This window comes from Novosphingobium cyanobacteriorum (assembly GCF_029436685.1).
Classification (GTDB): domain Bacteria; phylum Pseudomonadota; class Alphaproteobacteria; order Sphingomonadales; family Sphingomonadaceae; genus Novosphingobium; species Novosphingobium cyanobacteriorum.
On record NZ_JAROCY010000008.1, the window covers coordinates 31481 to 46718 of the forward strand.

At 65.3% G+C, this 15238-nt stretch carries 14 protein-coding genes; 7 read left to right on the forward strand and 7 right to left on the reverse strand.

Features of this window, described 5'->3' with window-relative positions:
• The first annotated feature begins 13 nt into the window (after positions 1–13).
• Positions 14–1477, forward strand: coding sequence for a pyruvate kinase (gene pyk / locus POM99_RS09870; RefSeq protein WP_277277280.1), 1464 nt, complete (start codon positions 14–16; stop codon positions 1475–1477).
• Between the two features lie 7 nt (positions 1478–1484).
• Here pyk and POM99_RS22395 read toward each other — a convergent pair whose 3' ends face one another.
• A complete protein-coding gene (locus tag POM99_RS22395) occupies positions 1485–2774 on the reverse strand; it encodes a GGDEF domain-containing protein (RefSeq protein ID WP_277277282.1) in 1290 nt (429 codons plus the stop codon).
• Between the two features lie 142 nt (positions 2775–2916).
• A complete protein-coding gene (locus tag POM99_RS09880; RefSeq protein ID WP_277277284.1) occupies positions 2917–3576 on the reverse strand; it encodes a YggS family pyridoxal phosphate-dependent enzyme in 660 nt (219 codons plus the stop codon).
• Between the two features lie 22 nt (positions 3577–3598).
• Between POM99_RS09880 and POM99_RS09885 the strand changes: the two genes are divergently transcribed.
• The 3 genes from POM99_RS09885 to POM99_RS09895 all read left to right on the forward strand — a co-directional run bounded on the left by POM99_RS09885 (position 3599) and on the right by POM99_RS09895 (position 7105).
• Positions 3599–4096, forward strand: coding sequence for a thiamine phosphate synthase (locus POM99_RS09885; RefSeq protein WP_277277286.1), 498 nt, complete (start codon positions 3599–3601; stop codon positions 4094–4096).
• 84 nt (positions 4097–4180) lie between these two features.
• Positions 4181–6616: an FtsK/SpoIIIE family DNA translocase gene (locus POM99_RS09890; protein ID WP_277277288.1), complete on the forward strand. Its 2436-nt coding sequence runs from the start codon at positions 4181–4183 to the stop codon at positions 6614–6616.
• 42 nt (positions 6617–6658) lie between these two features.
• Positions 6659–7105: a hypothetical protein gene (locus POM99_RS09895; RefSeq protein WP_277277290.1), complete on the forward strand. Its 447-nt coding sequence runs from the start codon at positions 6659–6661 to the stop codon at positions 7103–7105.
• Between the two features lie 166 nt (positions 7106–7271).
• Here POM99_RS09895 and POM99_RS09900 read toward each other — a convergent pair whose 3' ends face one another.
• Both POM99_RS09900 and POM99_RS09905 read right to left on the reverse strand, forming a co-directional pair.
• Entirely contained in the window at positions 7272–8075 is an 804-nt protein-coding gene (locus POM99_RS09900) for a hypothetical protein (RefSeq protein WP_277277292.1), read from the reverse strand.
• Positions 8076–8235: 160 nt separating this feature from the next.
• Positions 8236–9432, reverse strand: coding sequence for a cation:proton antiporter (locus tag POM99_RS09905; RefSeq protein WP_277277549.1), 1197 nt, complete (start codon positions 9430–9432; stop codon positions 8236–8238).
• Positions 9433–9517: 85 nt separating this feature from the next.
• On the opposite strand from POM99_RS09905, the gene POM99_RS09910 reads away from it, so the two are divergent.
• The 3 genes from POM99_RS09910 to fumC all read left to right on the forward strand — a co-directional run bounded on the left by POM99_RS09910 (position 9518) and on the right by fumC (position 11778).
• Positions 9518–9823, forward strand: coding sequence for a hypothetical protein (locus tag POM99_RS09910; RefSeq protein WP_277277294.1), 306 nt, complete (start codon positions 9518–9520; stop codon positions 9821–9823).
• A gap of 123 nt (positions 9824–9946) precedes the next feature.
• The gene (locus POM99_RS09915; protein ID WP_277277296.1) at positions 9947–10204 is read left to right on the forward strand and encodes a hypothetical protein; all 258 of its coding nucleotides are present in this window, start codon (positions 9947–9949) and stop codon (positions 10202–10204) included.
• Between the two features lie 197 nt (positions 10205–10401).
• Entirely contained in the window at positions 10402–11778 is a 1377-nt protein-coding gene (gene fumC, locus POM99_RS09920) for a class II fumarate hydratase (protein ID WP_277277297.1), read from the forward strand.
• A 690-nt stretch (positions 11779–12468) separates the two neighbouring features.
• On the opposite strand, the gene socB is transcribed toward fumC, so the two are convergent.
• The 3 genes from socB to POM99_RS09930 all read right to left on the reverse strand — a co-directional run bounded on the left by socB (position 12469) and on the right by POM99_RS09930 (position 14851).
• Positions 12469–13185, reverse strand: a complete 717-nt coding sequence (socB, locus tag POM99_RS09925) for a type VI toxin-antitoxin system SocB family DNA replication inhibitor toxin (RefSeq protein ID WP_277277299.1) — start codon at positions 13183–13185, stop codon at positions 12469–12471.
• Positions 13166–13720 carry a type VI toxin-antitoxin system SocA family antitoxin gene (socA, locus tag POM99_RS22480; protein ID WP_369011638.1) on the reverse strand — a complete coding sequence of 185 codons (555 nt, stop codon included), beginning with the start codon at positions 13718–13720 and terminating at the stop codon, positions 13166–13168. Before socA ends, socB begins: the two co-directional genes overlap by 20 nt.
• 81 nt (positions 13721–13801) lie before the next feature.
• Entirely contained in the window at positions 13802–14851 is a 1050-nt protein-coding gene (locus tag POM99_RS09930) for a ribonucleotide-diphosphate reductase subunit beta (RefSeq protein ID WP_277277300.1), read from the reverse strand.
• Positions 14852–15238: the final 387 nt, after the last annotated feature.

A 15238-nucleotide genomic window follows, 5' to 3' on the forward strand; every position in this document is an offset into this window, starting at 1 on the left:
TGAGGTTTTTGACATGGCTGTGATGGATCCCCGTGGGCGCAAGGTGAAGATCCTCGCCACAGTCGGGCCGGCCAGCCGCTCGCCCGAAATGCTGGAAAAGCTGTTTCGTGCCGGCGCTGACGCCTTCCGCGTCAACATGAGCCACGGCGATCATGCCACCCATGCCGAGACCATCGCCTCGATCCGCGCGATGGAGCGCAAGCTGGGCCGCCCGGTCACCATCCTGTGCGATCTGCAGGGGCCAAAGCTGCGTGTCGGAACCTTCAAGGAAGGCCGCGCCGTCATCCGCCATTCGGGCCACTTCACGCTCGATCGCAATCCCGAGCCGGGCGACGAGAATCGGGTGTGCCTGCCCCATCCCGAACTCTTCGGCATCCTGCAGAAGGGACAGCGCCTGCTGATCGACGATGGCAAGCTGCGCCTGCGCGTGATCCGCGCCGATGCGAACGAGATCCTCTGCTCGGCCGAAGTCGGCGGCGTGATCTCGGATCGCAAGGGCGTGAACGTGCCCGATGCCGTGGTGCCCGTGCCCGCTCTCACCGAAAAGGACCGGCGCGACCTGTCGTTCGCGGTGGAGCAGGGGGCTGACTGGATTGCGCTGTCCTTCGTGCAGCGGCCCGAAGACGTGGCCGAGGCGCGCCGCCTGATGGGCGGCTATGGGTCGCTGATGGCCAAGATCGAAAAACCGGCTGCGATCGGCCGGCTGGACGAAATCATCGAACTGTCCGACGGCATCATGGTCGCGCGTGGCGACCTTGGCGTCGAACTGAATCCCGAGGAAGTCCCCCCGCTGCAGAAGCGCATCGTCGAAGGCGCGCGGCGGCAGGGCAAGCCGGTGGTCGTCGCCACGCAGATGCTCGAATCGATGATCGAGTCGCCCACGCCCACCCGCGCCGAAGTGTCTGACGTGGCCAACGCCGTCTATGATGGCGCCGACGCGGTCATGCTCTCGGCCGAAACCGCCGCCGGCGCCTGGCCGGAAGAAGCGGTGACGATCATGCACCGCATCGCCGCGCAGGTGGAGGCCGATCCCGGCTATGCCGCGCGCGTCCACTTCATCGAAACCACTCCCGATCCCACCACCGCCGATGCCTTGGCCGAAGCCAGCGCCAGCATCGCCCGCGCGCTGCCGATCTCGGGCATCATCGTCTTCACCGGATCGGGTTCCACCGCACGCCGCGTGGCGCGCGAACGGCCCGGCGTGCCCATGCTGGTGCTCACCCCTTCGGCCAAGACGGCGCGCAAGCTGGGCCTGCTGTGGGGCGCGCATGCCGTTTCCACCAAGGATATCGGCAGCTTCGAAGAGATGATCGCCAAGGGCAAGCGCATGGCGCTGCGCCACGGCTTCGGCGTTGCGGGGTCAAAGCTGATCGCGCTTGCGGGTGTTCCCTTCGGCACGCCCGGGGCCACCAACCTGCTCCACGTGGTGACGCTCAGCGGCGACGAACTCAGCCGTTACAACGAACGGCAGGCCTGAACCGTCTTCAGCGCTTGCCGGTTACCGCCAGGCGTGGGCCTGATGCTTCGCGCGGCATGCGTGATTCGGCGGTGTGCACCCGGTTCTTGCCCGCCAGCTTCGCGGCATAGAGCGCAGCGTCTGCCTGCGGCAGGATATCACTGGCCGAGCCGGCGCTTTCAGGCATGCAGGCGACGCCGAACGACGCGCTGATCGCGCAGCCGTGAAGTTCGGACAGCGCGGCAATGCGTGCGCGGATCTGGTCGGCCTTCAGCGCCGCATCTTCCAGCCCGCAATCGGGCAGGATCGCCATCAGCTCTTCCCCGCCATAGCGGCAGGTCACGTCGCTGGGCCGCAATGCGCCCACGATCTGCGCCGCGGCATCGCGCAGCACCGCATCGCCCTTGGCATGGCCATACTGGTCGTTCAGCGATTTGAAGTTGTCCAGGTCCAGCATGATCACCGACGTGGCCGACCCGTTGCGCGATCCCAGTGACAGGAACCGTTCCAGCGCATCTTCCATATAGCGGCGGTTGTACAGGCCGGTCAGCGGATCGCGCAGCGATTGCGTGCGAAGCTTTTCGCGCAGCGCGATGTTGGACAGCGCCAGCGACATCGAATCGGCCAGTGACCTGCCCAGGCGGGTCACCTCCAGAACTTCCTTTGCGGGGTTCTCGATCTGATCCACGTCTCCGCGAGCGAGCACCAGCAGGCCATGCAGCTGCCCGCAGGCCATCATCGGGATTTCCACCGTGGAGACCGATCCGGCATGATGGCTGCAGCACAGGCCGCCGATAGTGGGCACGTTCACGTGGGTCTTGCCGCGCTTCAGCGCCCAGCAGTTGTTGGGCGAAAGCGTGGGTGAGGGGGCATACCCTTCCGGCAGGTCCCAGCTGCGCGCCAGATCCAGCCGGTCGCGCGAATTGTTGAAGACATACAGCGCCACGCCGTGTTCGGGCAGCAGCTTGCGCGCCGTCGCCTGCAGCACCGCGCCCGCATCGTCATAGGTTTCCGCCGCCTGCAGCATGTCGGTCATGCCGAACAGCTCTTCGGTGCGCGAACGCGCCTGCTGCGAATCGCGGTGCACATCGGCCTGTTCCGCACTCGCGCGTTTGGCGATGCTGCTCAGGTAAAGCTGGATCGCCAGGCTGACGCACAGCGTCACGAGCAGGCCCGAAAGCAACGGATCGCGAAACTGGTTATCGGTGCCGTCATGATAGGCGGCAAGGCCGATGGCGAGTACCTGCAGCCACATCGTCGCTCTGTAGACGCGATCGAGGTCGATGCTGGGCGCGGGCAAGATGGCGAGCTGGGTCACCCGGGCAGAATAACCCAAATCGGTTGCCAGCTCTTAAACGCCGCTCCGCACCAATGCGCAGGCAAGGGTTGATGTCCTGCTAACCATCTGTGAAAGCGCCAAATTGATCATCTTGATCCCGGCGCTATCGGCGGTTCGTGTGCTACCTCGCGCCAAACAGGGCAGACCCAACCCGGATGTGCGTGGCGCCCAGCATCACCGCGGTCTCGAAGTCGTCGCTCATGCCCATGCTCAGGCCGGAAACGCCGTTGTCCGCGGCCAGCTTGCCCAGCAGCGCGAAGAACGGCGCCGCCTCGATTCCCGCCGGCGGCACGCACATCAGGCCCTGCACCGGCAGGTCGGCCGTGCGCGCCTGCGCCAGCAGCGCGGGCAGGTCTGCGATCGCGCAGCCGCCCTTCTGCTCCTCGGCGCCGATGTTCACCTGCACGAACAGCGGCACGCGCCGCCCCGTCCTGTCCATCGCCTTGGCCAGCGCGGTCAGCAACGAAGGGCGGTCCAGCGAATGGATGCAGTCGAACAGGCGCACCGCATCCTCGGCCTTGTTGGACTGCAGCTGGCCCACCAGGTGCAGCAGCACCTCGGGGTGCGCCTCGCGCAGGGCGGGCCACTTGTCCTGCGCCTCCTGCACCCGGTTCTCGCCGAACACCGCCTGCCCCGCTGCGATCAGCGATTCGATAGCACTGGCCGGCTTGGTCTTGCTCACCGCCACCAGCGTCACCCCGGCGGGGTCGCGGCGGGCGATGCGGGCGGCCTGCGCGATGCGGGCGCGGATGTCGGAAAGGGGCGTGTGGGCTTCCTGCATGGCGCGGTGCTATAGCGCCACGATGGCGAAGCGCTACCCCGTGCCGAAGTGCATCCTCCTGACCGACCGGCGCAACGATGCCGCGCTGGATCGCGCGATCGCCCGCCTGCCGCGTGGCAGCGCGCTGGTCTTTCGCCACTATCACCTGCCCGAAGCGGAACGCGACCAGCGGCTGGCGCAGTTGCGCCGCCTCTGCGCAGTGCGCGGCGTGCAGATGGTGCTGTCCGGCCCCGGCTATGGCCCTGCGGCCCGGCTTGCCCGCCGTGCGCCGCTGAGGCTGGCCACGGCGCATTCGCTGCGAGAAATCGGCGATGCGGCTCGGGCGCAGGCCCATGCCGTGCTGCTCTCCCCGGTATTCCCCACGCGCTCGCATCCCGGGGGGCGGGTGCTGGGCCCGGTGCGCTTCCTGCTGCTGGCGCGGCAAAGCCCGCTGCCGGTGATCGCGCTGGGCGGGATGGATTGGAAGCGCGCCCGCGGCCTGCCCGTGCACGGCTGGGCCGCCATAGACGCTTTCCGCTGATCGCAAAAAAGCGGCTGGAATCCCTTGGATTCTTGACGGTGACTCCCCTTCGGGCGCATTATGTTCCGCGAAGGGACGGGTTTCATGGCATCGAGGGCACTCACATCGGCGACTGGTCGCCGCTCCGGCGGCGGTGATTGGCGCGCCATTCTCAAGCGCAGCTTCCGCCGCAGTGCCGAGCTGATCGGCGGCGCGCTGCTGTTCGCGCTGATGGTGTTCCTGGCGCTGTCGCTGCTCAGCTATACCCAGACCGACCCTTCGGGCAGCACCGCCTCGGGCAGCCCGGTGGAAAACTGGATGGGCCTTGGCGGGGCGTGGGTTTCGGAACGCCTGCTCATGGCCGTCGGCCTGCCCGGTGCGCTTGTGCTGCCGCTGCTGTTCGTCTTCGCGCGGCGCCTGTGGGATTCGGCCGGGGACCTGGTCGAGCTCACCGAGGATGACGAAGAACTGCCCTCCTGGCCGGCCTGGTGGCGGCTGGTGCTGCTCCTGCTGGGCGCAATGGTGCTGGTCGGCACCACGCTCTCGTTGGCCTTTACGGACGGCGGGGCGACCCTGCCTGCCGGCTTCGGCGGCCTTTCCGGCCTGCTCGGCGCCGCACTGGTGCGCTGGATCGGTCACTTTGCCGGCCCGGCACAGGGCTGGGTGATCCTGGTCTTCGCGCTCGTCACGCTGGGCGGTGGCCTGTTCCTTGCCGGCCGGGTCTTCGCACTCGATTGGCTCAGCCTGCTGACCATCCCTGCCGTGCTGCGCCGCGCCCCCGCGTTGCCCATGCCTGAAGGGCTTGAGGCGCCGCAGCGGAAGGAAAAGCGCAAGGATCGGCGCAGTGCCGGGGCCGAACCGCCCATCCCCTTTGACGTGGCCGATGGCGATGCCCCCGTTGTCTCCGGTGTCGAGGCCACCTCCGGCCAGCCCCCGCGCCGCCCCACCGAGATCACCGATCCGCAGACCCGGCCCAAGGTGGCCACCGCGCCGGCGCAGCCGACGAAGCAGGGTGACCTGTTCGATCGCTTCGAACTGCCGGCCTCCGCCCTGCTGGCCGAACCGCCCGCCAGCGCGCAGCCCAAGATCGACAAGCTCGGGCTGGAACGCAACGCGCGCCTGCTTGAAAACGTGCTCGATGATTTCAACGTGAAGGGTGAAATCACTGCCGTCCGCACCGGCCCGGTCGTCACCATGTACGAACTGGAGCCCGCGCCCGGCATCAAGGCCAGCCGCGTGATCGGCCTGGCCGACGATATCGCCCGCAACATGAGCGCGATCTCCGCGCGCGTCTCCTCCATCCCTGGCCGCACGGTGATGGGCATCGAACTGCCCAATGCGGTGCGCGACATGGTCAGTTTCCGGGAACTGGTGGAGTGCGAAAAGTTCGCCAGCCACAAGGGCCTGCTGCCGATCATCCTGGGCAAGGACATCGCCGGCGAACCGATCGTGGCCGATCTTGCCACCATGCCCCACCTGCTCGTGGCCGGCACCACCGGCTCGGGCAAGTCGGTCGGGCTCAACTGCATCCTGCTCTCGCTGCTCTACCGGCTCACCCCGGCGCAGTGCCGCATGATCCTCGTCGATCCCAAGGTGCTGGAACTCAAGAGCTACGACGATATCCCGCACCTGCTCTCCCCCGTGGTCACCGAACCGCCCAAGGCGGTGCGCGCGCTGAAGTGGGCGGTAGAGGAAATGGAGCGCCGCTATCGCCAGATGTCCTCGATCGGCGTGCGCAACCTTTCCGGCTTCAATGAAAAGGTCCGCGCCGCCGCGTCAAAGGGCAAGCCGCTCGGCCGCCGCATCCAGGTCGGCTTCGATCCCGATACGGGCGAGGAGATCTTCGAGGAACAGCAGCTCGATTACCAGGTCCTGCCCCAGATCGTCGTCATCGTCGACGAGCTGGCCGACCTCATGGTCACCGTGGGCAAGGAAATCGAAGTCCTGATCCAGCGTCTCAGCCAGAAGAGCCGCGCCGCCGGCATCCACCTGATCATGGCCACGCAGCGCCCCTCGGTCGACGTCATCACCGGCGTGATCAAGGCCAACCTGCCCACCCGCATCAGCTTCGCCGTCACCAGCCGGATCGACAGCCGCACCATCCTGGGTGAACAGGGCGCCGAACAGCTGCTGGGCAAGGGCGACATGCTCTACAAGCCCGCCACCGACCCGATCAAGCGCGTCCACGGCCCGTTCGTTTCCGACGAGGAAGTGGAGAAGGTGGCCGACCACTGGCGCGCGCAGGGCTCGCCCGAATACGTCGATTCGGTCACCGAAGAACCCGAGGACGGCGGCTTCGGCTTCGACGATCTCGACGCCACCGCCAGCGACAACCCCGAGGAGCGCAAGTACCGCCAGGTGTGCCAGCTGGTGTTCGAAAGCCAGAAGGCCTCGGCCAGCTGGATCCAGCGCCAGATGGGCGTTGGCTACAACACCGCGTCCAAGTGGATCGAACGCATGGAAGCAGACGGCTTCGTCGGCCCTTCCAACCACGTCGGCCGCCGCGAAATCTACCGCGACAAGGACGGCAATCCGCTGTGATTGCGGGGTGATCTGAGTTTGATTTGGGGGCCGGGGGCAATCATGTCGGTTTTCGAAGTAGATCTGACCACGCGCTTCGGCGCGCGGGGAGCAACGGGTACGGCCAGCGCTGCCTGCCTCCTTTTTGGCTGTGTCTATGGCTATTTGGCGATGCGGGTCCTGCGCGCATTCGATCTTGCCACGATACCCTATTGGTTTCTCGCAGCAGTCGCTTCGGTGTTCATTGTTTCGATGATCGCTGCCTGGCGTTTCCGGATCGGCCAAGGGGTCTATGCAGGCGTAGCCATGATCCTGATGATGATCGTGCTGCTGGGGATATCGGTGCAATTCGCAATTTGGTTGGCTGACGCCTTCTCGATCTTTTTCGCCATACCACTTTCGGCGGTGTGCCTCGTGATCGGCAGGTTTGTGTTCAACGGGATCCGTGCCGCGTGGGTGCTCAAAGGGGTGCCGTCCTTCGAAGACGACGACATCGCCGTATTCCAGTAAGGTGTCAGCCCGCTACCCTCCCCTCGCAGGGGAGGTGGCAGCCGCAAGGCTGACGGAGGGGTAGCATCCACCACCGCGCCCACCGGGCCAGCCACTGCGCCAAGCCCGTTACCCCTCCACCCCGCCGCGGACGGCCCCCTCTCCTTGCAGGGGAGGGCAGGGACGGTCACACGCCGATCGGCACGCAGGTGGGCAGTGCCTTGGTCGGGTCGTCCCTCAGTTTGTAGTCGCCCACCACGTCCACGATTTCCTTGAACGGGCTCTTCATTCGCGTTGCATAGAAACCGCGCTGCTCGATGATCAGGCGCTTCAGGGCCTGCGCCTCCTCGTGCGACCCGTCGAAGACCTCGGCCCGCGCACCGATCTCGGGCGACATGTCGGAAAACAGCACCCTATACCGCTTCTCGAGGTCCACCCGGCTGTAGGCCGCCGCAAACGCGAGCTTCTCGCGCGGGGCCATATAGGCGAGCAGGCCCGAGGAGCTGGCCGTCTCCCATGCCCGAAGGCGCAGCGACAGCATGCCGGGACTCATGCGGCCGCCCGGCGCGGTATGCGCAGGATCGTTGGCCTGCCGGGCGAACGCCCTGATCTTTGCCGGATCCACGCTGTCGATCAGCGCCACCATGCGGTCGGCATTGGCGATCAGGCACGGCGAATTGCGCTGCGTGTGGCGCAGGGCGGCCAGGTTCACCGCCAGCTCCTCGCGCAGCGTCTCGCGCGCGTCGGCGACCTGCTCGGCATGGTGCCAGCTCTCCACCGCCTGCTCCAGCCCCAGCGCGATCAGCACGCCGGTGATGATGACAAGGATCTCGTTCAGGAATTCCCGGATCGAATGCACCGGCTTGGGTTTGTGGATGTCCACGCCTGCTTCCCCCTCTGGCGGGGGGGTGCTGGCAGCGTTGTGCGCGGGCACAGCTGTGCCCGTATCCATGCGCGCGCGCTGACCCCCGTCTTCGCCCGTTTCCCCCATCGAGTCAGGCTATGCAACCCGTTTCACGCTGGCAAGTCAGGGTTGCTAAAAGGGCGATGGCGTCCCTTCGCACACTCTCGTCGTTGCAAGGAGGCAAAGCCGACGTGGCAATCCAGAGCGGTCCAGAACGTTGCTGCCGAGGGTCTGAACCCCCATCCTCCTAAAGCCCCATCCTCGCCAGCCGTGGCCGCACCACCGGCGTGGTCAGCATGGTCGATGCCACCGCCATCAGCAGCAGCGCGGTGAACGTTTCGGGCGTGATGATCTGCTTGTCCAGCAGCACGTTGACGAAGATGATCATGATCAGCGCCTTGGTCTGCAGCATCCAGCCGATCACGCCCGCCTCGCCCGGCTTCCAGCCCAGCACCCTGCCGGCGATCTGCACGCCCAGCAGCTTGCCCGCCACCGATGCGACAAGGAACAGCGCCGCTGCGCCGAACACCATCGCCCCGCCCATGCCGCCCAGCCCCGCGCCCCATTGCGTGCGCAGCCCGGTGGAAAGGAAGAACACCGGCATGATGGTCAACAGCAGGAACTGGCGGAACTGGTCGCGCCGTGCCTCGTCAAACCAGCGCGCCTCCAGCACCGCGCCCGCCAGGAACGCGCCCACCATGAAGTGCAGGCCGCTCCAGTCCGCGGCAAAGCCGCAGGCCGCCAGCCACACCAGCGCCACCGGCCAGCGGTCACCTTCCGGAATCGCCGCCACCAGCCGCCGCACCGCCCACGATGCCACGGCAAAGCCGATCAGGAACCAGCCCTGCCGCTCGATGCGGTGCCAATCCAGCAGGATCAGCGCCAGCACCCCCCAGATCAGGATATCGTCAAGGCTGGCATAGCGCAGCAGCCGCGCGCCCAGCGGGGTGCGCAGGATGCCCATCTTTTCCATCAGCAGCACCAGGATGGGCAGCGCGGTTACCGCGCAGGCCATGCCGATGCCCATTACCGCCTGGGGATAGCTGCCCAGCGGGCCGATCCAGCCTGGCGTGCGGAACAGCCACGCCGCCGCCAGCGCGCCCAGCGCCAGCGGGGTCAGCAGTGCGGCGGCGGCGGTCACCGCCGTCTCGCGGCGGTTCTCCCAGGCATCGCCCAGATCCAGTTCCAGCCCGGCGCTGAACACGAACATCATCACCGCCCACCATGCCACGCCGTTCAGCGCGGTCAGCACCTGCGGGTTGAACACGAACCTGTGCGCTTCGGGAAACAACGCCCCCGCCACCCCGGGGCCGAGCAGGATGCCGCCGACGATCTGCACCACCACCAGTGGCGCGTAATGGTCGGTGCGCAGCAGGCGCCACACCGCATAGGGCACGGCAAGGATCACCGTCAGCGCAATCAGGAACACTTCGCTGGTGGCCATCGCCGGCATCATCACCGCTCCCCGTTGGTTATCGTCTTGTCTTGCACCCCCATGCGCGCCACCTTGGCTGGCAGGAGTTCCGTCGATGACCATTGATCTCGGAAAAGCCCTGTTGCGCAAGGAAGAACATGATTCCGCGAGGGCAACCGAATTCGAATTCACCGAAATGGTCCGCGCGCTGAAGGCGCTGGCCGCCGAACTGGGCCTGCATCCGGTGCCGATGCTGGCCGTGCTGGCCGAACGCGGGTTGCCCGCCGCGCTGGCGCATCTGGGCGAGGGGGCAGGTCTCTTGGAAACCGAGATCGATTCCAGATACTTGCGTGCCCGCGCCCATGCGCGCGCCCGCCTGATTGCGGAACGGGGCGATCCCGGCCCGGTGCGATTGGGCTGAAGGCCAGGCTGAATCCCGGCTTCCGCCGGACTCCGCATTCGCCCCTAGCCGGTGTGCAAGCAAACCGCCGTGCCTGCCCGATACCCCTGTGCATGGATGGAGGACCACGGGAGAGGACCGCCGATGAGCTACAACATGCACGATACCTTCGTTCGCCGCGAGGAATGGAAGGCCGCGCGGCTGACCGAGATCGAGTTCGAAGACATGGTCCGCGCGCTGCGCACAATGGCGGTAGAGCGCGGGCAGGATGCCAAGACGGTGGTCGATTGCTTCGCCGAAAAGGGCCTGGGCGCCGCGCTGGGCGTGCTCGCCAATCTCACCGGCGCCAGCGTGGAGGCCGATTTCCACCGCCGCCACGCCCAGGAACAGCAGCACCATTGATCTTTTGATCCGAAACTGCGTTTCGGATCGCGCGGCACCGGCCCACTCCCCCGCCCGGCCACCCAGAGCATCCCACAGGTGGGCGTCCGGGCGGAAGAGCGGGCCGGTGCCGCAACTTGACCCAAGCGGGGACTGCCTTTGCCGATCGGGGAACGGGGCGTAACCTCGGCCATTCAAAGGCCCTGAGGAGACAGCCTGTGCCCCGATTGGAAACCGATTCGCTCGGCCCGGTGGAAGTGCCGGACGCGGTCTATTGGGGCGCGCAGACCCAGCGCAGCATCGACAACTTTCCGTTCGGGCCGATGGAGCAGATGCCGTTGGGCATCGTCCATGCGCTGGCGCTGGTGAAGCAGGCGGCGGCGCGGGTGAACCGCGCGCACGGGCTGGACAAGGGGCTGGCAGATGCGATCGAGGCGGCTGCAGCCGATGTCGCCGCCGGGCGCTTTGACGATCAGTTTCCGCTGGTGATCTGGCAGACCGGCAGCGGCACCCAGACCAACATGAACGTGAACGAGGTGATCGCCGGCGTGGCCAACGAACGGCTGGCCGGAACGCGCGGGGGCAAGAGCCCGGTGCATCCCAACGATCATGTAAACCGGGGCCAATCGAGCAACGACAGCTTTCCCACCGCGCTGCACGTGGCGGCGGTGGTGGCGCTGAACCGTGATCTGGTCCCCGCGCTCGACCGGCTGTGCGGTGCGCTGGATGCCAAGGCGAAAGGCTGGGTCGGGCTGGTCAAGATCGGGCGTACCCACCTGCAGGATGCCACGCCGCTGACGCTGGGGCAGGAGTTTTCCGGCTATGTCCAGCAGTTGCGCGATGCGTATCAGCGGCTGCGCGATGCGGAAAGCCACCTGCTGCGGCTGGCGCAGGGGGGCACGGCGGTGGGCACGGGGCTGAACGCGCCGGAAGGCTTTTCGGCGGCGATGGCGGCGGAGCTGGCGAGGTTGACCGGCCATGCCTTCGTGCCCGCGCCCAACGCGTTCGAGGCGCTGGCCAGCAACGATGCGCTGGTGCAGTTTTCGGCCACGCTGGCCACGCTGGCGGTGGCGCTGACCAAGATCGCCAACGACATCCGCCTGCTCGGCTCCGGCCCGCGATCGGGGCTGGGCGAGCTGATGCTTCCGGCGAACGAGCCGGGCAGCTCGATCATGCCGGGCAAGGTCAACCCGACCCAGGCCGAGATGCTGACCATGGTGGCCGCGCAGGTGATCGGCAATCATCAGGCGGTGACCGTGGGCGGGATGCAGGGGCATCTTGAGCTGAACGTGTTCAAGCCCATGATCGGCGCCGCGGTGCTGCGATCGATGCACCTGCTGGCGGTGGGGATGGTAAGCTTCGCCGCGCGCTGCGTGGAAGGGCTGCAGGCCGACGAGCGGCGCATCGGCGAGCTGGTGGAACGTTCGCTGATGCTGGTGACCGCGCTGGCGCCCGAGATCGGATACGACAATGCCGCCCGCATCGCCAAGCTGGCCCATGCCGAAGGGCTGACCCTGCGCGAGGCGGGGCTGCAGAGCGGGCTGGTGGACGCAGCGACCTTTGACCGGCTGGTGCGGCCGGGGGACATGGTGTGATCGGCGCCGTGGTGGGGGAAAGAGCCCACCCCCGACCCCCTTCCCTGTCCTTCGACAAGCTCAGGATGAGCGGGGAGGGGGCATGGAGGAGCATCCGGCGGCGAGCCCGGACTTTTGCCTGAGGATCAAGACGGACCTGCGCGACCGGTGCGGGCGCCATGCGTGGCGCCGCAGGGGAGGGCGGGCAGCGCGCATTTGCGAGTGGCCGGGCGGGGCGTTGCTGCCGCTTCGGCGCAGCCTGTGACCGGACGGAAGCTCGATGCCGGGTGGCGGCTCGCGTGCCAGCCCGGTCCGTAGCGCCATTGGCAAGGGGAAGAGGCCGGGAGCGTCACACGGATAGGTCACCGTAGGTCCGCCGGGAAGCGGGATGCCGTTTCGTGCCGGAGGCCCGACCCGGGCCCTTGTCCGACGCATGCACGCGGCTGAACCACCGCCCCACATCCGCCGTCCGTTGCTTTGGCTTGGGATTTGCCCGGGGCTGGGGCTTTACGCCCTCGTGCTGGCAAGGCTGCCAGTTCCCCGCGATGCCGAACCCGCGCCGGTCGCGTCGGGCTTCGGCCTGAGGGGCCTGACCCGAAGGAGCGAGGGCGAAGCCGGCCATGCCCGCTCCCGGTCCAAGGCTGGGGCATATAACCTATTTGGTTCGTTTTGTCAAGTTTGACGTGTGCGACGTAAACGTGGCCATGACTTCTAGAAACCGAAAGGAGTCGGGCGACCATTGCCAGATGCCCTGCGCTTCGGCTCTTCCGCGATTTTTATCGCATTCCAGATTGCGTAAGTCTCTGCGACGTCTACTTCCATATCGGCGAAATCGAAGTACGTGCTTGGCTCATTGATACAGACCAGCGTCCTGTCCTTGTTATTGCGATAACACCAAATCTCCAGCTGTGCGGCCGACAAGTCAGGGTAAGCGATGCGGAAGCGCTGGTGTAGCGCAGAAAACATGAACTGGCGCCCGGAGTGGCTGAGGCCATTCGTTCGCCGGAGGTCCAAAAACACGATAGCTGCGTGATCTCGATAACGGATCAGCAGATTGAGACCGAACTCATGGTTGGCAATTCCGGAGAATCCCAAAGACACCACATCGATCTGAGTTGCTTCGATCCCATGCTGAATCGCGTAAGCAAATGTCGCCTCAGCGATCGCCACATTCATCGAAAGCACTGCCTCACTGCCTCGGCATTCGAGCGCTAGGCGAGCCTTGATTGCTTCGAGATTAGCTAACTGGAGAGTTGATCCGAATAGCGGAAACTGCAAATTAATAGCGTCAGGGAAGACTTTGCGAAACGGCTGATAAGTTCCTTTGATCTGCTTCGGCTTTTCAAACGCAATGAGATGACGTTGTTTTTCCTCAGGCGGCAAAAAAGCCAGATTGCAAAGTTCAGTGTCAGGAAGGCGGCTGCTCATAAAGATCCTCGTTTCCTTCTAGCGACTCGCGAATAGGTGCAACTCCTGCAGACCGCGAGCTTAGCATAAGTTCGTCAGATATTCTTGATCCGTACTCCCTTTGTCCCCCACTTCGTTTGGTAACACGGTCCCAAGGGCTGCCAGGAAGGTGTGACAGACCTACAAGACGGTGGGCTGGCACTGAGATCAGGTCCAAACCTTTCGAAGTGAGGTACAATTGAACTTTTTTGTTTTCTATCACGGGAACTTGGGATGGAAGACCAGTTAATATGTCTAATCCATAGGCATGATGCCGAATAGGCTCTCTACCCGCGTTCTTGAAGGTACTCCAAATTTGTGGGTGCACAGGACCGTGCTTCCACGCAACAAAGTATCCTTTGCAAAGTGGAGTGCCAGTCTCCTTTAGAAACCTCTCGTGAAGGAAATAAATAATCTTCTGCAAGGACAGATGGGTTATATTTAATTCATACTTCCACGCCATTTCCAAGAGGTAATTGGCAATCGACCTCGGATCATAGGGTGGATGGTCTTCCATGTTGCAACACTTTTCTGAAGTTGATGAAGCGAGGGATTTTCACCCTCGCTTCATAACTCCCTTCAGCATCTCAAAGCAAATTCACTCCGCCGCGATCCCGCCAAACATATCCACCTCGACCTCGCCGCCCGCGTCTGCGTTCGCGGCGGTCTTGGCCTTGCGGCGGCTGTCGAAGCTGGACCAGACGTCGTTCCAGTTGCCGCGGGTGGCGGCCTTGGAATATTCGGTGGCGCGGGTTTCGAAGAAGTTGGCGTGCTCCACCCCGTTGAGCAGCGGGGCCAGCCAGGGCAGCGGGTGATCCTCGATCATGTAGATCGGCTGGAAGCCCAGCTGGCCCAGCCGCCAATCGGCGATGAAGCGGATGTAGCGCTTGATGTCCTTGGCGCTCATGCCCGGCACCGGGCCCTGTTCGAAGGCGAGATCGATGAAGGCGTCTTCCAGCCGCACCGTCTTCTGGCAGCAATCGATGATGTCTTCCTTCACCGCCTTGGTCAGGCAGTCCCGCTCCTTCACGAACGTGTGGAACAGCTTGGTGATGCCTTCGCAATGCAGCGATTCATCGCGCACCGACCAGCTGACGATCTGGCCCATGCCCTTCATCTTGTTGAAGCGGGGGAAGTTCATCAGCATGGCGAAGCTGGCGAAAAGCTGCATGCCTTCGGTGAAGCCGCCGAACATGGCGAGGGTGCGGGCGATGTCCTCGTCGTTCTCCACGCCGAAGGTGTGCATGTAGTCATGCTTGGCCTTCAGCTCCTCGTACTCCAGGAACATGCCGTATTCGGTCTCGGGCATGCCGATGGTGTCAAGCAGGTGGCTGTAGGCGGCAATGTGCACCGTCTCCATGTTGGAAAAGGCGGCCAGCATCATCTTGATCTCGGTCGGCTTGAACACGCGGCCGTACTGTTCGTGGTAGCAGTTCTGCACTTCCACGTCGGCCTGGGTGAAGAAGCGGAAGATCTGCGTGAGCAGGTTGCGTTCATGGTCGCTGATCTTCTGCGCCCAATCGCGGCAATCCTCGCCCAGCGGCACTTCCTCGGGCAGCCAGTGCACCTGCTGCTGGCGCTTCCAGAAATCGAACGCCCAGGGATATTCGAAGGGCTTGTAGGTCTTGCGGGCTTCAAGAAGGGGCATGGTTCGATTCCTGTGCGGTGCTGACGTTCAAGATAGGGCGTGGCGGCCCGCGGCGAAAGCGCACGCGGGGGGAAGGGGGCGGTGTTTTCCACCGGTACGAGGGGCGCGGGAAAGAGTCTTTGTCGGGTACGGGAAACGCCTCCGCGTTTCCCTTGCGGCACCGGCCCACTCCCCCGCCCGGCCACCCACGCGAGTATCCTGAATGGGTGGCCGGGCGGGGGAGTGGGCCGGTGCCGCCAAGCCCCTGACGGATGCCAGGGGCGCACCCAACAAAGACTCGGTGATGCGCTTTGTCGCAGGCCGCGCGCAGCCCGGCGCGGGGGTGTGCTTACGCGTTAACCACGGGGAACGGCGGGCTGGGGGCGGCATTGGGGGTGCAGAAGCGCG